16 protein-coding genes are annotated in these 16,491 nt (G+C 67.0%); 8 read left to right on the forward strand and 8 right to left on the reverse strand.

Features of this window, described 5'->3' with window-relative positions; genetic code table 11:
• Position 1: 1 nt before the first annotated feature.
• The 3 genes from M3149_RS05950 to M3149_RS05960 all read right to left on the reverse strand — a co-directional run bounded on the left by M3149_RS05950 (position 2) and on the right by M3149_RS05960 (position 4,141).
• On the reverse strand, positions 2-1,036 hold the full coding sequence (locus M3149_RS05950) for a branched-chain amino acid ABC transporter permease (RefSeq protein ID WP_251708413.1): 1,035 nt from the start codon (positions 1,034-1,036) through the stop codon (positions 2-4).
• An 80-nt stretch (positions 1,037-1,116) separates the two neighbouring features.
• Complete coding sequence (locus M3149_RS05955; protein WP_251708414.1) at positions 1,117-2,349, reverse strand: branched-chain amino acid ABC transporter substrate-binding protein; 1,233 nt, start codon at positions 2,347-2,349, stop codon at positions 1,117-1,119.
• A gap of 145 nt (positions 2,350-2,494) precedes the next feature.
• The gene (locus M3149_RS05960) at positions 2,495-4,141 is read right to left on the reverse strand and encodes a 3-(methylthio)propionyl-CoA ligase (RefSeq protein ID WP_251708415.1); all 1,647 of its coding nucleotides are present in this window, start codon (positions 4,139-4,141) and stop codon (positions 2,495-2,497) included.
• A gap of 151 nt (positions 4,142-4,292) precedes the next feature.
• Between M3149_RS05960 and M3149_RS05965 the strand changes: the two genes are divergently transcribed.
• The 3 genes from M3149_RS05965 to M3149_RS05975 are packed head-to-tail and all read left to right on the forward strand — an operon-like array spanning position 4,293 to position 7,229.
• On the forward strand, positions 4,293-5,777 hold the full coding sequence (locus M3149_RS05965) for a protein adenylyltransferase SelO (protein WP_251708416.1): 1,485 nt from the start codon (positions 4,293-4,295) through the stop codon (positions 5,775-5,777).
• Positions 5,778-5,791: 14 nt separating this feature from the next.
• Entirely contained in the window at positions 5,792-6,199 is a 408-nt protein-coding gene (gene msrB, locus M3149_RS05970) for a peptide-methionine (R)-S-oxide reductase MsrB (protein WP_251708417.1), read from the forward strand.
• 4 nt (positions 6,200-6,203) lie between these two features.
• Entirely contained in the window at positions 6,204-7,229 is a 1,026-nt protein-coding gene (locus M3149_RS05975) for an LLM class flavin-dependent oxidoreductase (RefSeq protein ID WP_251708418.1), read from the forward strand.
• On the opposite strand, the gene M3149_RS05980 is transcribed toward M3149_RS05975, so the two are convergent.
• Positions 7,230-8,186 carry a YcjF family protein gene (locus M3149_RS05980; RefSeq protein WP_251708419.1) on the reverse strand — a complete coding sequence of 319 codons (957 nt, stop codon included), beginning with the start codon at positions 8,184-8,186 and terminating at the stop codon, positions 7,230-7,232.
• A 110-nt stretch (positions 8,187-8,296) separates the two neighbouring features.
• Between M3149_RS05980 and M3149_RS05985 the strand changes: the two genes are divergently transcribed.
• From M3149_RS05985 to M3149_RS06000, 4 genes are all read left to right on the forward strand, one after another.
• On the forward strand, positions 8,297-8,839 hold the full coding sequence (locus tag M3149_RS05985) for a septation protein A (RefSeq protein WP_251708420.1): 543 nt from the start codon (positions 8,297-8,299) through the stop codon (positions 8,837-8,839).
• A complete protein-coding gene (locus M3149_RS05990; RefSeq protein WP_251708421.1) occupies positions 8,836-9,105 on the forward strand; it encodes a BolA family protein in 270 nt (89 codons plus the stop codon). Before M3149_RS05985 ends, M3149_RS05990 begins: the two co-directional genes overlap by 4 nt.
• An 80-nt stretch (positions 9,106-9,185) precedes the next feature.
• Entirely contained in the window at positions 9,186-9,965 is a 780-nt protein-coding gene (locus M3149_RS05995; protein ID WP_251708422.1) for a foldase protein PrsA, read from the forward strand.
• Positions 9,966-10,156: 191 nt separating this feature from the next.
• The gene (locus tag M3149_RS06000; protein WP_251708423.1) at positions 10,157-11,116 is read left to right on the forward strand and encodes a hypothetical protein; all 960 of its coding nucleotides are present in this window, start codon (positions 10,157-10,159) and stop codon (positions 11,114-11,116) included.
• 12 nt (positions 11,117-11,128) lie between these two features.
• Here the strand turns inward: M3149_RS06000 and M3149_RS06005 are convergent, their stop codons facing one another.
• Both M3149_RS06005 and M3149_RS06010 read right to left on the reverse strand, forming a co-directional pair.
• Positions 11,129-11,869 carry a heparan-alpha-glucosaminide N-acetyltransferase gene (locus tag M3149_RS06005; RefSeq protein WP_251708424.1) on the reverse strand — a complete coding sequence of 247 codons (741 nt, stop codon included), beginning with the start codon at positions 11,867-11,869 and terminating at the stop codon, positions 11,129-11,131.
• Positions 11,866-12,603 (reverse strand): alpha/beta fold hydrolase, encoded by a 738-nt coding sequence (locus M3149_RS06010; protein WP_251708425.1) that lies wholly within the window; start codon positions 12,601-12,603, stop codon positions 11,866-11,868. The genes M3149_RS06005 and M3149_RS06010 overlap by 4 nt, the downstream gene beginning before the upstream one ends.
• A 47-nt stretch (positions 12,604-12,650) precedes the next feature.
• Between M3149_RS06010 and M3149_RS06015 the strand changes: the two genes are divergently transcribed.
• Positions 12,651-14,624: a peptidase U32 family protein gene (locus tag M3149_RS06015; protein ID WP_251708426.1), complete on the forward strand. Its 1,974-nt coding sequence runs from the start codon at positions 12,651-12,653 to the stop codon at positions 14,622-14,624.
• On the opposite strand, the gene M3149_RS06020 is transcribed toward M3149_RS06015, so the two are convergent.
• Both M3149_RS06020 and M3149_RS06025 read right to left on the reverse strand, forming a co-directional pair.
• On the reverse strand, positions 14,615-15,169 hold the full coding sequence (locus M3149_RS06020) for a hemerythrin domain-containing protein (RefSeq protein ID WP_251708427.1): 555 nt from the start codon (positions 15,167-15,169) through the stop codon (positions 14,615-14,617). The genes M3149_RS06015 and M3149_RS06020 overlap by 10 nt on opposite strands.
• Positions 15,170-15,243: 74 nt before the next feature.
• Entirely contained in the window at positions 15,244-16,482 is a 1,239-nt protein-coding gene (locus M3149_RS06025; RefSeq protein ID WP_251708428.1) for an FG-GAP repeat domain-containing protein, read from the reverse strand.
• Positions 16,483-16,491: the final 9 nt, after the last annotated feature.

The following is a 16,491-nucleotide window of genomic DNA, read 5'->3' on the forward strand; positions in this document are numbered from 1 at the left end:
ATCAGCCCTCGCGTTTGCCGAGCAGGCCGCGCGGACGAAAAATCAGGATGAGCACGAGGAACAGGTACGGCAGGATCGGTGCCACCTGCGACAGCGTGAGCTTGATGTAGGAGTTGTTGCGCAGCCCCTCCGACAACGGAATGCGCAGCTGCTCGGCCAGCGTGAGCAAAGAGTACTCGAAGGCCACGGCAAAGGTCTGGATGACCCCGATCAGCAGCGAGGCGACGAATGCGCCCGAAAGCGATCCCATTCCACCCACCACCACGACCACGAAGATCACGGAGCCCACGGTGGCGGCCATGGCCGGTTCGGTGAGGAAGGTGCTGCCGCCGATGACACCGGCCAGCCCGGCCAGCGCCGAGCCGGCGCCAAACACCAGCATGAACACGCGTGGCACGTTGTGCCCCAGCGATTCGACCGTTTCAGGGTGCGTCAGCGCGGCCTGAATCACCAGGCCGATGCGCGTGCGGGTGAGCAGCAGCCAGACCGACAGCAGCATCACCACGGCCACCAGCATCATGAAGCCACGCGTGGCCGGAAACGGGGAGCAGACGACGCGCACGGCAGCATCGGCAGCGCTGCACCACTCGGCTGGCGCGGCGCCCCACACCAGCCGCAGGCCGTCGATGGAATGGTTGATGAGGGTGAACACAGGGCCGCGCAGCTCCTCGGGGGGACGGAACTCCACCGCGATGCGGCCCCAGATGAGCTGCACGATCTCGACGATGACGTAAGACAGCCCGAAGGTGACGAGCAATTCAGGCACGTGGCCGAATTTGTGCACCTTGCGCAGGCACTGGCGTTCGAACACCGCACCCAGCAGACCCACCACGATGGGCGCAATGATCAGTGCCGGCCAGAAGCCGACGAACTGCGCCACCGTGTAGCCCACGTAGGCCCCCAGCATGTAGAAGCTGGCGTGCGCGAAGTTGAGCACGCCCATCATGCTGAAGATCAGCGTGAGCCCCGAGCTGAGCATGAACAGCAACAGCCCGTAGCTCAGGCCGTTCAGCATCGAGATGATGAAAAACTCCATTCCCTGGATCCTCGTTGTCGGTGCAAGTGAAAGAGCCCGAGACGGCACCCCGTTTCGGGCTCTTGTGAGGCGAGCTCAGATCAGGGGCGTTTCATCTGGCAGCTGGTGGGCGTGCTCGACACATAGTTCGGGTACTCCGCCACCGGTGCCAGGGTCATGCCGGTCTTCTCGGGGCTGTAAGGGTACTTGGCATCGGCCTTCTGCCACACCGACATGTACAGCGGCTGCTGCAACTGGTGGTCGGTCTTGCGCATCTGCACTTCGCCGTTGAAGCTCTTGACGCTCAGGCCTTCCATGGCGGCGGCGACCTTCACCGGGTCGGTGGACTTGGCCTTGGCCATGGCGGCACCCAGCATCTCGAAGATGCGGATCGTGGAGCCGGTGTAGAAGTCGTCGTTGTACTTCTGGTTGAACTCCTTCATCCACTTCTCCATCTGGCCGCCCATGTTGTAGTGGTTGTAGGCGATCTGATAGACACGGCCGGCACCGTTGTTGCCCAGTGCGGTGGGCGTGCCCGTGACACCGGCGTAGTAGGTGAAGAACTTGCCGGTGTAGCCGTTCTCGTTGGCCGCCTTGATCAGCAGCGACAGGTCGGAACCCCAGTTGCCGGTAATCACGGTGTCGGCGCCCGAGGCCTTGATCTTGGCGATGTAGGGCGCGAAGTCGCGCGTCTGGGCCAGCGGATGCAGATCCTCACCCACGAACTGGATGTCCGGGCGCTTGCGACCGATGGTCTCCTTGGCGAACTTGACCACCTGGTGGCCGTGCGAGTAGTTCTGGTTGAGCAGGTAGATCTTCTTGATGTCCGGCTGCGTGGCGATGAAGCTGGACATGGCCTCCATCTTCATCGAGGTGTCGGCATCGAAGCGGAAGTGCCAGTAGCTGCACTTGCTGTTGGTGAGATCGGGGTCGACCGCCGAGTCGTTGAGGTAGAGCACCTCCTTGCCCGGGTTGCGCGCGTTGTGCTTTTCCACCGCGTCCACCAGCGCCAGCGCGACCGAGGAGCCGTTGCCCTGGATGATGTAGCGTGCGCCCTGGTCGATGGCGGCCTTGAGCGCGTTGAGGCTTTCCGCCGGGCTGAGCTTGTTGTCGATCGCAGTGATCTCGAACTTCACGCCGGCCGGGTTGCCCTTGCCGCTGAACTTCTCGGCAAAGAACTGATAGCCCTTGAACTGGCTCACGCCCACCGGACCGAGCAGACCGGTCAGCGGGTCGATACGGACCAGCTTGACCGTCTCACCCGCCTGGGCGAGCACCGCGCCTGCGGCCACGAGCATGGCGGCACCGGCCACCGACTTCACGAACCATTTCATCGCTTGTCTCCTTGATTGGATGGGTCGCCCAAGAGGACGAACGCTGGCAGCGTAAAGCGAGACAGCGCGCCCCGCTTCAGGGAATGCCCGCGCTTCTATCCCCCAGGCGACACACGAGCGGTTTCGCGCCGCTCGACGAGCTGCTTCAGAGCCCCGGCAGCACGTAGTCCTTGAGCTGCTGGCGCAGCGTCATCTTCTGCATCTTGCCGGTGGCGCCCAGCGGAATCGCATCGACGAAGACCACGTCGTCGGGCACCTGCCACTTGGCGATCTTGCCTTCGTAGAACGCCAGCAGTTCGTCGCGCGTGACTTCGGCACCCGGCTTCTTCACCACCACCACGATCGGCCGCTCATCCCACTTCGGGTGGCGCATGCCGATGCAGGCGGCCATGGCCACCGCGGGGTGGGCCATGGCGATGTTCTCGACGTCGATCGAGCTGATCCACTCGCCGCCGGACTTGATCACGTCCTTGCTGCGGTCGGTGATCTGCATGAAGCCCTCGGCGTCGATGGTGGCGACGTCGCCCGTGGGGAACCAGCCATGACCCTGGGCGTCGTAGCGCAGCGGGTCCCCGCCCTCGCCCTTGAAGTAGCTGGCGATGATCCAGGGCCCGCGCACCAGCAGGTCGCCGTAGCTCTTGCCGTCCCATGGCAGTTCCTCGCCAGCCTCGTTGACGATCTTCATGTCCACGCCGAAGACGGTGCGGCCCTGCTTGAGGCGCACCTGCATCTGCTCGGCCTTGCTCAGGCTCAGTTGCGAATTCTTGAGGTTGCACACCGTGCCCAGGGGTGACATCTCGGTCATGCCCCAGGCGTGCAGCACCTCCACGCCATAGAGGTCGTTGAAGGCGGCGATCATGGCCGGCGGGCAGGCCGAGCCGCCGATCACCGTGCGCTTCAGGGTGCTGAACTTCAGGCCGTTCTGCTGCAGGTGGCCCAGCAGCATCTGCCACACCGTGGGCACACCGGCGGCCATGGTCACGCCCTCGGCCTCGATCAGCTCATAGACCGACTTGCCGTCAAGCGCACCGCCCGGGAACACCAGCTTGCAGCCCACGGCCGCGGCCGAGTACGGCAGGCCCCAGGCGTTGACGTGGAACATCGGCACCACCGGCAGGATGGCATCGCGCGCCGAGCAACCGAGCGCGTCCGGCAGCGCTGCGCCATAGGCATGCAGCAGCGTGGAACGGTGCGAATACAGCGCTGCCTTGGGGTTGCCCGTGGTGCCGCTCGTGTAGCACATGCTCGAGGCGCTGTTCTCATCGAACTCGGGCCAGGCGTAGCTGTCTTTCTGTGCGCCGATCCAGGCTTCGTAGCTCTTCAGGCCGGGGATGCCGCTGTCGGCCGGAAGCGCGCTGGCATCGCACAAGGCGATCCAGTGCTTCACCGTGGTGCACTTGCTCCACACGGCTTTCACCAGCGGCAGAAAGCTCATGTCGAAGCACAGCGCCTTGTCCTCGGCGTGGTTGACGATCCAGACCAGCTGTTCGGGGTGCAGACGCGGGTTGAGGGTGTGCAACACGCGGCCCGTGCCGCTGACGCCGAAGTACAGCTCCAGATGGCGGTAGCCGTTCCAGGCCAGCGTGGCCACCCGGTCACCAAAGCCCACGTCGCCCAGTGCGTCAATGGCGTTGGCCACCTGACGCGAGCGGCGCGCCACCGTGGCCCAGTTGCTGCGGTGGATGTCGCCCTCGACGCGACGCGAGACGATCTCGGTGCTGCCGTGGTGGCGCTCGGCGTGGACGATGAGGTTGGAAATCAGCAGCGGTTGGCTCTGCATCTGGCCCAGCATGGGGAAGTCTCCGGTAGTGGTTGGAAGGATCAGCTGCCATGCTAGCCGCGAGCGCGGGTTTGGCGCGAGCGGGATTGTCCCGGGGGCAACATCCGTGACGCCAAGACCCTGCGACCTGTGAGCGATGCCCCGGCGTCCGACAATGCGGGGCATGAACGCTGTCGTCGACGCCGCCGCCCTGGACCTGGGCTGGACCTGGCAGAACCGCTTCGCCGCCCTGGGCGAAGCCTTCTTCACCCGCACCAGCCCGACGCCGCTGCCCGAACCCCAGTGGGTCGGCACGCAGCCGGCACTGGCGCGCGAGCTGGGCCTGGACGTCGCCTGGCTGGCCCACCCCGAGGCGCTGCAGGCCTTCAGCGGCAACCGTGCGCTGGCCGGCAGTGCACCCGTTGCCACGGTCTACAGCGGCCATCAGTTCGGCGTGTGGGCCGGCCAGCTCGGCGACGGCCGCGCCATTCTGCTGGGCGAGGTCGACACACCCGCGGGCCCGATGGAATTGCAGCTCAAGGGCGCCGGCCTCACGCGTTACTCGCGCATGGGTGACGGGCGAGCCGTGCTGCGCAGCTCCATTCGCGAATTCCTGTGCAGCGAGGCCATGCACGCGCTGGGCATTCCCACCACGCGTGCGCTTTGCGTCACGGGCTCGCCGCAGCCGGTGATCCGCGAGACGGTGGAAACCGCGGCGGTGGTCACGCGCGTGGCGCCGAGCTTCATTCGCTTCGGGCACTTCGAACATTTTTCGGCCAACGGGCAGATCGGCGAGCTGCGCCGGCTCGCCGATTTCGTGATCGATCGCTACTACCCCGCCTGCCGCGACGGTGATGGCAACCCCTACGCCAACCTGCTGGAAGCGGTGGCCGCACGCACCGCGGAGATGGTGGCGCATTGGCAGGCCGTGGGCTTCTGCCACGGGGTGATGAACACCGACAACATGAGCATCCTGGGCCTGACCATCGACTACGGGCCCTTCCAGTTCATGGACGCCTTCAACCCGGCGCACATCTGCAACCACAGCGACAGTGGCGGGCGCTACGCCTACCACCGCCAGCCCAACATCGCCTACTGGAACCTGTTCTGCCTGGGTCAGGCCCTGCTGCCGCTCATGGACGAGCAACAGCAGGCGCTGGACGCGCTGGAGCCTTACAAGACGCTGTTCCCGGCCGCACTCACGCGCCGCATGGGCGCCAAGCTCGGCCTGGTGGACGTGCGCGAGGGCGACGCAGAACTCATCGAAGCGCTGATGCAGCTCATGCACAAGGACGCGGTCGACTTCAGCATCCTCTTTCGCCGCCTGTGCGATGCGGCCGGGGGCCACACCGAGCCCGTGCGCGACCTGTTCCTGCAGCGCGAGGCTTTCGACGCCTGGGCCGCGCGCTGGCGTGAGCGGCTGCAGTCGCAGCCCGGTTTCGATGACTCGGTCACGGCGGCCGCCATGCGCCGCGTGAACCCGCGCATCGTGCTGCGCAACCACCTGGGCCAGGTGGCGATCGAGCGCGCGCAGCAGGGCGATTTCAGCGAGGTGGATCGACTGCTGAAAGCTTTGATGGCCCCGTTCGACGAACGCGAAGGCGAGGACGATCTCGCCGCCTTCCCGCCCGACTGGGCACAGCAGATCGAGATCAGCTGCTCTTCCTGAGAGGACCGCAGGACATGGACTTTCCCATCAAGAAAACCGACGCCGAGTGGCGCGAGATCCTGGCCGCCAAGGGCGCCGAGCGTGGCGCCTTCGAAGTCACGCGCCACGCCCACACCGAGCGGCCCTTCACCGGCAAGTACGAGGAAATCTGGGCCGACGGCAGCTACCACTGCATCTGCTGCGGCAACCACCTGTTCGACGCCGGCACCAAGTTCGACGCCGGCTGCGGCTGGCCCAGCTTCTGGAAAGCCGTTCCCGGCGCCATCACCGAGATCACCGACCGCAGCCACGGCATGGTGCGCACCGAGACCGTGTGCAGCCAGTGCGGCGCGCACCTGGGCCATGTGTTCGAGGACGGCCCTGCGCCCACCGGCCTGCGCTACTGCATGAATTCGGCGGCGATCGATCTGAAGGAGAAATGAAGCGATGCCCAGTCAACTCGCCGACATCAAGCTATCGATGCTGGACCTCGTGGCGGTGCGCGAAGGCGGCACCGTGGCCGAGGCAATTGCCATCGCGCGGCGTACCGCACAGCACGCCGAACGCCTGGGTTTCACGCGCTACTGGTTGGCCGAACACCACAACATGACCGGCATCGCCAGTTCGGCCACCGCCGTGCTGGTGGGTCACATCGCTGGTGCCACCAGCCGCATCCGCGTCGGTTCGGGCGGGGTCATGCTGCCCAACCACGCGCCGCTGGTGGTGGCCGAGGCCTTCGGTACCCTGGAGGCGCTCTACCCCGGGCGCATTGACCTCGGCCTGGGCCGTGCGCCCGGTACCGACGGACTGACGATGCGTGCCCTGCGGCGCGACCGGGTGGAAACCGAGGCTGATTTCCCGCGCGAGGTCGCCGAGCTGCAGGCCTTCCTGGGCCCGGCGCAGCCGGGCCAGCGCGTGATCGCCATGCCTGGGCAGAACTCGAACGTGCCCATCTGGCTGCTCGGCTCCAGCCTGTTTTCGGCCCGCCTCGCCGCGCAGCGCGGCTTGCCATTCGCCTTCGCCTCGCACTTTGCCCCACGGCTGCTGCTGCAGGCGCTGGAGGTCTACCGCAGCGAGTTCCAGCCGTCGGCGGTGCTCGCCCGGCCCTACGCCGCCATCGGCGTGCCGATGATCGCGGCTCCCACCGACGACGAAGCGGAGTTTCTGGCGAGCAGCACCTACCAGCGCGTGCTGGGCATCCTCACCGGCCGCCGCGGGCAGCTGCCGCCACCAGTGACGGATTTCGTGGCGTCGCTGGCGCCGCACGAGCGCCAGGGCATCGCCGATTTCCTGGCCGCCGCCGTCATCGGCAGCCCCGACACGGTGCGCGCCGGCCTGCAGCGCCTGGCCGACCTCACCGAGGCTGACGAGTTCATTCTGGTGAGCGACGTGTTCGACCCGGCGCTTCGCCTGCGCTCGCTCGACATCGCAGCGGTGGCGATGCGCGAAGGCGCCGTGGCCGCAGCCGCCTGATCAGCGGCCGCGCACCAGCGCCATCACCTGCCCGGCGTCCAGCGTCGCGGCCTTCTGCTGGATCTGTGGCAGGTACTGCGCTTGCATCTGCTTTGCCGGACCCAGCAAGTCCTGAAAAGTCTGCTTTAGCAACTCGGTGCTCATCTGCCGGCCGCCCGCGTAGTAGCGTTTGGCCACCTGGCCCAGCGCGTACGTGGTGGCGAACGAAAACGCCATGCCCGTGGCGGCGCGCCCGATGCCTCCGATGGTGCGCCCCGCCGCCTTGCCCAGCAGGCCGCCGATGAGCTTGCGGCCGAACTGCTCGAGGTATTGCGAGGTCAGCCCCACGCCCACCGCAGCGATGAATTCGCGGATGTGCCCCTGGTCGAGCTCGACACCGTGCGACTTGCCGATCTCGTAGACCATCTTGACCTGCAGCGGAATGATGGCCATCGACGCCCAGGATTGCGGCAGCAGTTCCAGCGCGCCGTTGAGCATGGCGTAGTTGAGGATCGATTTGTCCAGCGCCGCGTTGTCCAGGCCGCGCACCTCGGGTGCCGCCGCCGTGGTGGCCACCGTGGCCGGCACGGCAACGGATGCGGCCTGCACCAGCTCGGCCTCTGTGCGCTCGAAGGCGGCGACTTCGCCCGCATCGGGCTTGAGCCGGGCCTTCAGATCGGCCAGAAAGGCGGCTTCGGCCGCGCTGCGGGCCCCGTCGGCGTCGCACACGCAGACGGCCATCTCGTAGGCCAGTTCGCGCTGGCCGGCGTCACCCAGGCGGGCCACGGTGCCGCCCAGATCGACCCGGCGCAGCAGTACGTCCTGATACACGGCCGCGAGGCCTGCCACGCCACCCTTGCCGCCCAGCGATTCGGCGATGCCGCGCAGGCTTTCGCGCTCGGCATCGGCCTTGTCACCATCGGCCAGCGCGGCCATGAGGGCAATCGTGAGGATCGCTTGTTGTTCCTGTGCGTTCATGTGGGGTTCTCCTCTGCGTCATGGGCATGTGCGGCCGTTCATCGAGCCTTCAAGCCCTGGCAAGGTTCCCCATCGCGCCCGGGGTTTGCGCCGGCAGGGATAATCCCGGCATGCGACTGCTGCTCGATTTCTTCCCCATCCTGCTGTTCTTTGGCGCCTACAAGCTGCAGGGCATCTATCTGGCCACCGCGGTGCTGATGGTGGCCACGCTGGTGCAGACCGGCATCATCTACGCCATCGACCGCAAGCTGCAGAACATCCACAAGATCACGCTGGTGCTGGTGCTGGTGTTCGGCACGCTCACCCTGCTCCTGCAGGACGAGCGCTTCATCAAATGGAAGCCAACGGTGCTCTACGCCGGCATGGCCGTCGTGCTGGGCGCCGCACTGTGGGGCTGGAAGAAGAACTTCCTGCAGATGCTGCTGGGTGCCCAGTTGAGCCTGCCCGCGTCGGTGTGGGCGCGCCTCACGGTGGCCTGGATCGGCTATTTCCTGTTCATGGCCGGCATCAACGCCTGGTTCGCGGCCTACCAGACCACCGAGGAGTGGGTGAACTTCAAGCTCTGGGGCTACATATTCCCGGTGCTCTTCATCGTTGGCCAGGGCCTGTACATCGCGCGCTACCTCAAGGACGAGCCGGAGGCCAAGCCATGACCGCCGTGCCGACCGCGGCCGCACTCGAGGCACGCCTGCGGGATAAACTGGCGCCCACAGCGCTGGAAGTCATCGACGAGAGCGCCGCCCATGCCGGCCACGCAGGCGCCAACGGCCTGGGTTACGGCACGCATTTCCGTGTGCGCATTGCCGCCCCGGCGTTCGTCGGCCTGGGCCGGGTGGCGCAGCATCGCCTTGTGTATGATGCCCTGCAGCCGTTCACCGACGCCGGGCTCCATGCCCTGGCCATCGAAATCCAGCGCTGACAACCTTCTGTCACAAGCTGGTATCGAACCCCGCAGCGTGCGGCGGCTCCAACCGTTTTTCACTCCCCTGTAGGACATCCATGAAAAAGTCCCTGTCGACCCTGAGCGCGGCCGTGCTGATTGCATCTGCCCCCTGGGCCATGGCCCAGAACGTGGCCATCGTCAACGGCAAACCCGTGCCCACGGAACGTGTCGAGGCGCTGGTCAAGCAGATCGAGGCCAGCGGCCGCCAGGTCGATGACGCGGCGCGTGCCCAGATCAAGGAAGAAGTGGTGCTGCGCGAGATCTTCATGCAGGAAGCGCAGAAGGCCGGCGTGGCCAACAGCCCCGAGTTCAAGAACCAGATGGAACTCGCCCGCCAGACCATCATGATCCGCGCCCTGTTTGCCGACTTCCAGAAGAAGAACCCGGTGACGGATGCCGAGGTGCAAGCCGAGTACGACAAGTTCGTGGCCGCCAACGCCGGCAAGGAATACAAGGCGCGCCACATCCTGGTCGAAAAGGAAGACGAGGCCAAGGCCATCATCGCCAGCCTCAAGAAAGGCGGCAAGTTCGAGGACATCGCCAAGAAGCAGTCCAAGGACCCGGGCTCCGGCGCCAACGGTGGCGATCTCGACTGGGCCCCCGCTGCCAGCTACGTGCCCGAGTTCTCCCAGGCCATGATCAAGCTCGCCAAGGGCCAGATCACCGACGCGCCGGTGCAAAGCCAGTTCGGCTGGCACGTCATCCGCGTCGACGACATTCGCGAAGCCGAGCTGCCCAAGCTCGAGGACGTCAAACCCCAGGTGGTGCAGCAGCTCACGCAGCAAAAGCTGCAGAAGTTCCAGTCGGACCTGCGCGCGAAAGCGAAGATCCAGTAAGCCCGCCTCCTGGCTGGCCAGCTCCTGAAGGCGCGGTTACCCCGCGCCTTTTTTCTTGGCTTTGCCAGAAGCCGCCACCGCCGTTAGCATGCGCGCGCAGGTCCGGCGCGGACCGTTGAACCGGGGAAGGATTCAGCGTGACGGGCAAAGCACAACTCATTCGTCGCCTTATCTGGCCCAGACAGGCGTCCATGTTCGCCGTGGTGGGTGGCGCGATCGGTCTCACCGGAGACCTGGTGAGCTTTTTCACCGAACTGCTCACGCCGCCGTTGCTGGCCGGCATGTTCTTCGTGGTCGCGGTGGTTGCGGCCGTGTTGTGCTGGCGCAAGGCCAGCGGGGTGAACACGGCCGACAAGGACGCCATCGAGGCGGTGGTGGAGTGCCCCACTTGTGATGCCATGCGCTTCGGTCTGTTCGCGGCGCTGACTTTCGGTGTGTTCATGCTGGTCGGACAAGGGCAAACCGTCACCGAGACCGTAGGCGAGCGTCTGGGGCTGATTCAACGCGACGTCGCGGCCATCTCGGGCAACGTACAGGCGCTGACCGACATGTCGCAGTCCCAGCGCATCCGCAGCAACCCGCGTCAGCCGGAAGATTTCTTTGCCAACGCCTGGATCTACGCCAACATCCAGCGTGACCAGGCGAAGAGTCACGAATCCATGCGTGCACTTTACGAACGCTTCGGCCCGCGCAAGCTCGATGCCGCCGAGCTCTACTTCGCCTCCGGCCGCGACGTGCGTGCGCGCAACGAGCTGCTGGCCGAGATGGAGCGTCTGGCCGCCGAACACGAGGACGCCACCTTGCTGGTGGTGGCCGCACGCAATGCCGCCGACCCCCAGCGCTCTCGTACCCTGCAACAACAAGCCCGCAACATGGACCCGGACATGCCATTCGTGTGGTGGGACATCCAGGCCATGACTGCGCGCATGGGTGGCGCACGGACCGACCCCGCCTCCCAGACCGCCATGCTGCGCGAGCAGGTCGACGCGCTCAAGGCGTTCATCGAACGCATCGGCAACCACCCCGGCGGGCGCTACTTTTACCTGCCGCAGTACCAGCCCGACCACGAAATGCTGGCCCGCCAGAACCTCACCAGCATGGAGACCACGCTGCAGACCTACGAACGGATGCAGCGCCCGCGAACGCCCTGACCGAACGACATGTCAAGGTGCCAGGGCGACATACATCCCCACGAGCCCCATCAACACCGGTTGGTGCAGCAGGTAGTAACTCAGGCTCCAGCGGCCCCAGGTGGCCATGAAGCGCCCTGCCCCGCTACCCCGCCCTGATCCGCCCAGCCAGTGTGGCCGGTTCGTGCAGACCCAGCGGCCTGCGGCCAGGCCCCACCACAGCACGCCCAGCCAGGGCAGGAGCGGCACGTAGTCCTCGGTGAAGGGTTTGCGGGTGATGAAGCCCAGCGCGTTGGGCCCCGGTTCGTTGAGCACCGCCAGTGCCGGCCAGTGCGCCATGGCCGCGGGCGCCAGCCAGGGCAGCGCGATCGCCAAGGCCCCCAGAGGCCACAACCAGACACCCCAGCCGCCCGTGAGGCGCGCGATCACCAGCATCACGGCGATGCCGTGCAGCACGCCGAAGTAGATGAAGCTTTGTGGGAAAACGACCCAGGAGCCCACGCTCACCAGCAGCGCCGCACCGGCCACCTGCACCCAGCGGCGCCAGAAGCGGGGCCAGCCCTGGCCCTGGTGCAACGCCACCGCTTGCGACAGCCCGGCGGTGAAGAGGAACAGGCTCACGATGGCCGAGCGCTGCGTGGTCCAGAACGGATCGCTCAGGAAGGCCTGGTCGATGAAGCCGAAGTGATCGAGGTCGAAGCAGAAGTGGTAGACCGTCATCCACAGCAGCGCGGCGGCGCGCAATTGGTCGATGCGGTCGTACCGCGGTGTCATTTCGCCTGGCCCCACACCGTCAGCAGGTGGCGAGACAAGCCCTGCGGGTCGCTCACCATCGGGTCGTGCCCGGTGGCCATCTCGATGAGCTGCCAGCCCGGCTCGCGGCGCACGCGCTCCCGCGAGGGCGCGATGGTGGCCAGCGCGGGAGAGGTGCAGTCGATGAAGGTGCGCGGCAGCTGCGCCACCGCCTCCCCGTCAAACGGCAGCGGTTGCTGGTAGAGCCGGAAGGGTTGCGGGGTCTGGCGCCGGTTCACCCAGTCTCGGTCGGCGCCGTCGAGGCCGAACAGCTTTGCATCGGGCGGCGGGAAATGCAGGCCGCCGCTTGCTTGCGCCGAGGCGATGCGCGCGGCCTTGGTCTCCTCGCTGTGGTGGCTGCTCCAGCTGTCGCCCGGGTACGGCAAGGCTGCATCCAGGTAGACCAGGTGAGCCAGGCAGCCGGGGCGCTCGCGCAGGAGGCGATCGGCCACGCCCGTGATCACCATGCCCGCGTAGCTGTGGCCCACCAGCACCACGCGGCTCAGCTCCTCGGCCTCGATCAGCCCGATCACGTCCTGGATGTGGGTGTTGAGGTCGATCGTGGGGCTCATCAGGTGGGCGCGCTCGCCCACGCCGGTGAGCGTGACAGCATGCACCTCGGCCCCGGCGGCGCGCAGCAGCGGCATCACCCGCCGCCAGCACCACGCGCCGTGCCAGGAGCCATGGACCAGAACGATGGACGTGTGTGCAGACAAGGGGGTTCTCCGGGAAAATACGCGGTTTCGCGATTCTGCCCGCCCCCATGCTGCCCCACCAGATCGAGCTGCTCTCTCCCGCCCGCACGGCCGACATCGGCATCGAGGCGGTCAACCACGGCGCCGACGCCGTCTATATCGGCGGGCCCTCGTTCGGCGCGCGCACCTCGGCCGACAACAGCGTGCAGGACATCGCGCGGCTGGCGAAACATGCCCACCGCTTCGGCAGCCGCATCTACGTCACGGTCAACACCATCCTGCGCGACGACGAGCTGGAGCCCGCGCGCAAGCTGATACGCCAGCTCTATGACGCCGGTGCCGACGCGCTGATCATCCAGGACATGGGCCTGCTCGAGCTCGACCTGCCGCCGATCCAGCTGCACGCGAGCACGCAGACCGACATCCGCACGGTGGAGAAGGCCGTTTTCCTGCAGAACGCCGGCCTGTCCAAGCTGGTGCTGGCACGCGAGCTCACGCTGCCGCAGATCCGCGCGATATACGACGCGCTCGATGCCGACCGCTGCATCGTAGAGTTCTTCATCCACGGTGCGCTGTGCGTGGCCTACAGCGGCCAGTGCTACGTGAGCCATGCCCACACCGGGCGCAGCGCCAACCGCGGCGACTGCTCGCAAGCCTGCCGCCTGCCCTATGAGGTGAAGGACAGCCAGGGCCGCATCGTGGCGCACGACAAGCACGTGCTCTCGATGAAGGACAACAACCAGAGCGAGAACCTGCGCGCCCTCATCGACGCTGGCGCGCGCAGCTTCAAGATCGAGGGCCGCTACAAGGACCTGGGCTACGTCAAGAACATCACCGCGCATTACCGGCGCCTCTTCGACGAGATCCTGGAGGAGCGCCCCGAATTCGGCCGCGCCTCCAGCGGGCGCACCACCTTCAGCTTCACGCCCGACCCCGACCAGAACTTCAACCGCGAGTTCACCGACTACTTCGTCAACGGCCGCAAGGACGATATCGGCGCCTTCGACACGCCCAAGAACCCGGGTCGCCCGATCGGCTTCGTCACGCAGGTCGGCCCGAACTGGGTCGAGCTGCAGTGCGACGACGAGGCCACCGTCATCCACAACGGCGACGGCCTGTGCTATCTGGACCTGCACCGCGAACTCATCGGCCTGCAGATCAACCGCGCCGAACCCGCCGGTGCACCCGGGCGATTCCGCGTCTTTCCCAAGGACGCCATGGAAGGCCTGCGTCACCTCAAGCGCGGCACGGTCATCAACCGCAACCGCGACATGGACTGGGTGCGCGCGCTGGAGAAAAAATCTGCCGATCGCCGCATCGGTGTGTGGATGAAGCTCTCGCAGACCGCCAACGGCCTGCGCCTGGACCTCACCGACGAAGACGGCCACGCCGCGCACGCCGAACTGGCCTGCACACCCGAACCCGCGCGCGACGCCGCGCAAGCCGACCAGAAACTGCGCGAGGCGCTGGGCCGCTTGGGCGAGACGCTGTTTGCGCCCATCGACATCGCGCTGGACCTGCCCGCTGCGTTGTTCGTGCCGGCGTCCTTGCTCAACCCGCTGCGCCGCGATGCGGTGGCCGCGCTCGAGACCGCGCGCGCAAAGGCATTCACGCGGTTGCCGCGTGGCGTGCCGCTGGAGCCGCCTGCGCCCTATCCCGAAGACACGCTGACGTATCTCGCCAACGTCTACAACCACAAGGCGCGCGATTTCTATGCAAAGCACGGCGTCAAGGTGATTGCCAGCGCCTACGAGTCGCACGAGGAGACCGGCGAGGTCAGCCTCATGATCACCAAGCACTGCGTGCGCTTCTCGCTCAGCCTGTGCCCCAAGCAGGCCAAGGGCGTCACGGGCGTGCAGGGCACGGTGCGCGCAGAGCCTCTCACGATCACGCACAACAACGAGAAGCTCACCCTGCGCTTCGATTGCAAGCCGTGCGAGATGCACGTGGTCGGCAAGCTCAAGCCTGCCGTGGCGCGCGCCACCACCAGCCCGCTCACGTTCTACCGGCAGCGTCCCGTGCCGCAGTCGGCTCAGACGTAAGGCACCGGCTGCGGCGCGTGCCGCAGGTGCAGCGACAGGCCGAGCGCGGCCATGTGGTTGTCGTTGCGCCCCAGGATGGCTTCGGCCGCGGGCAGGAAATCGGTTTCCTCGTAGCGCGCATGCGCCACGTACTCGCTCACGAGCCGGTGCACGTCGTTGGCGTCGAGCTCGCTGTCCTGGCCGCGCGCCACGCGCTTGAGCTCGCGCTCCATCGATTTCCACAACGCCTCCAGCGCGCGATGCTGGGCGGTGAGCCGGTCGACCATGGTCTGCACGCGATCGCGTTCGACACCGGGCTGCGCGCTGGCCAGCACCGCCGGAAACAACTCGCGCTCCTCATCCAGGTGGTGCTCGTAGATCGCTTCGCGAAAGAACGCCAGCGATTGTTCGGCCAGGCTGCGGGCGCGTGCCGCGGGCTCGAGCAGGGCGGGCAATTCGTCGAGCGCGTTCAGGCGACGCACGATGCCCGCATGGCACTGCGTGAAGTTGGTCAGCGGTGCGTCGGCGCTGGCTGCGGCGCTGACGGTGGCGGTGGTCTCGCTCATGGTGCTCTCCTGTTGCGAGGCCAGTCTAGAGCGCTGACGCTGTGGCGCCTTGACCCAGGTCAAGGCATGGTGAGCTACGGCAGCGGCGTGCCCGACAGGAACATCCCTGTGGCGGTGGACGATTGCGGGTACACCAACGGACCCTCCACAACGATGTCCACGCGGCCGTCGCCCGTCACCTCGCCCACCGCGAGAAAGCTGCCGCCGTCGGGCCCTTGCCAGGCCTGCGCCACGCTGAACGCACCCGTCACGGACGCGGACTGCAGCAGCACACTGATCCAGGTGCTGTTCGCCTGCGTCTGGTAGACGGTCGAGATCACCGCGATGTCAGGGCGCCCGTCCTGGTTCAAGTCCCGCACCACCACATGCCGCGCGCCGTCTGCCACGATTTGCGATTGCACGGTGAACACGCCGGGCATGGTCTGGCGCCACCAGCGCACGGCGGCAGCGCCCAGCCCGCCGGATGGCGCATTGCCGGCATCGGCGGCCACCAGGTCCAGCCGCCCGTCGGCGTCCAGGTCGGCCAGGGCCACGCCCACCAGGGCTACCCCGGTGCCGATGACGGCGGGCGCGGCGAAGTTGCCCCCGCCCAGGCCGCGGCACCACCAGAGCGTGCCGCTCCCCACCCCGGCGACGTCCGACCGCGTATCGCCGTCGATGTCGCCGACGGCGAGTGCGCTCCACCCGCCCGCGCCGGTGCACACGGGCTGCGGTGTGGCAAAGCTGTTGGCTGCCGGCAACTGCGCCAGCAGCAGCGCTCGGCTGTTGACGATCACGCCGTCGGCCGCGAGCACATCCGCGCGCCCATCACCCGTGAGGTCGGCCGCGGTAGCGTCGTTCGTCACACCACCCACGGCCAGCACCTGCGCGGTTTCGAACTGCCCCGGACTCGCGTTGCGTTGGCGCAGCAGTGCCACGGCGCCGCTGTCGTTGACGGTGTTGATCTGCGGTGGTGTCGTCATCGGCGACGCGCTGAGCAGGTCAGGCAGGCCATCGCCATCGATGTCGCCCACGGACAGCGCCCAGGGATCAGCGGCCACGGCGTAGCGCTGCAGCGGGGCAAACCGGCCCGGCGCCGTTTGCAGATGGACATCGACGTAACCCGGGTGCGGTGGTGGCTGGTCGACGTAGGTGCGCGCCACGGCCACGTCGGCGCGACCATCGCCATCGAGATCGCTCACGACGATGCCGCCTGACACCCAGAAGGGCGTGATGATCGGCAAGCTGCTTCCGCTGCCGCCACACGCCACCACCAGGGACACCGCGCCCAGGCTGGCACCCCGCAGCACCCGTTCGATCAACCGGCGCGACACAGGCTCCTC

The organism is Hydrogenophaga intermedia (assembly GCF_023715105.1).
In the GTDB taxonomy this organism is placed as follows: Bacteria; Pseudomonadota; Gammaproteobacteria; order Burkholderiales; family Burkholderiaceae_C; genus Hydrogenophaga; species Hydrogenophaga intermedia_A.

Excerpts from the sequence above, each read along its gene's own strand:
- M3149_RS05980 (WP_251708419.1), bottom strand. The coding sequence starts at position 8,186 with ATGAACGCACAGGAACAACAAGCGATCCTCACGATTGCCCTCATGGCC.
- M3149_RS06020 (WP_251708427.1), bottom strand. The coding sequence starts at position 15,169 with ATGAGCGAGACCACCGCCACCGTCAGCGCCGCAGCCAGCGCCGACGCA.
- M3149_RS06005 (WP_251708424.1), bottom strand. The coding sequence starts at position 11,869 with ATGACACCGCGGTACGACCGCATCGACCAATTGCGCGCCGCCGCGCTG.
- msrB (WP_251708417.1), top strand. The coding sequence starts at position 5,792 with ATGGACTTTCCCATCAAGAAAACCGACGCCGAGTGGCGCGAGATCCTG.
- M3149_RS06015 (WP_251708426.1), top strand. The coding sequence starts at position 12,651 with ATGCTGCCCCACCAGATCGAGCTGCTCTCTCCCGCCCGCACGGCCGAC.
- M3149_RS05990 (WP_251708421.1), top strand. The coding sequence starts at position 8,836 with ATGACCGCCGTGCCGACCGCGGCCGCACTCGAGGCACGCCTGCGGGAT.
- M3149_RS05960 (WP_251708415.1), bottom strand. The coding sequence starts at position 4,141 with ATGCTGGGCCAGATGCAGAGCCAACCGCTGCTGATTTCCAACCTCATC.
- M3149_RS05955 (WP_251708414.1), bottom strand. The coding sequence starts at position 2,349 with ATGAAATGGTTCGTGAAGTCGGTGGCCGGTGCCGCCATGCTCGTGGCC.
- M3149_RS05995 (WP_251708422.1), top strand. The coding sequence starts at position 9,186 with ATGAAAAAGTCCCTGTCGACCCTGAGCGCGGCCGTGCTGATTGCATCT.
- M3149_RS05985 (WP_251708420.1), top strand. The coding sequence starts at position 8,297 with ATGCGACTGCTGCTCGATTTCTTCCCCATCCTGCTGTTCTTTGGCGCC.
- M3149_RS05950 (WP_251708413.1), bottom strand. The coding sequence starts at position 1,036 with ATGGAGTTTTTCATCATCTCGATGCTGAACGGCCTGAGCTACGGGCTG.
- M3149_RS05975 (WP_251708418.1), top strand. The coding sequence starts at position 6,204 with ATGCCCAGTCAACTCGCCGACATCAAGCTATCGATGCTGGACCTCGTG.
- M3149_RS06000 (WP_251708423.1), top strand. The coding sequence starts at position 10,157 with ATGTTCGCCGTGGTGGGTGGCGCGATCGGTCTCACCGGAGACCTGGTG.
- M3149_RS05965 (WP_251708416.1), top strand. The coding sequence starts at position 4,293 with ATGAACGCTGTCGTCGACGCCGCCGCCCTGGACCTGGGCTGGACCTGG.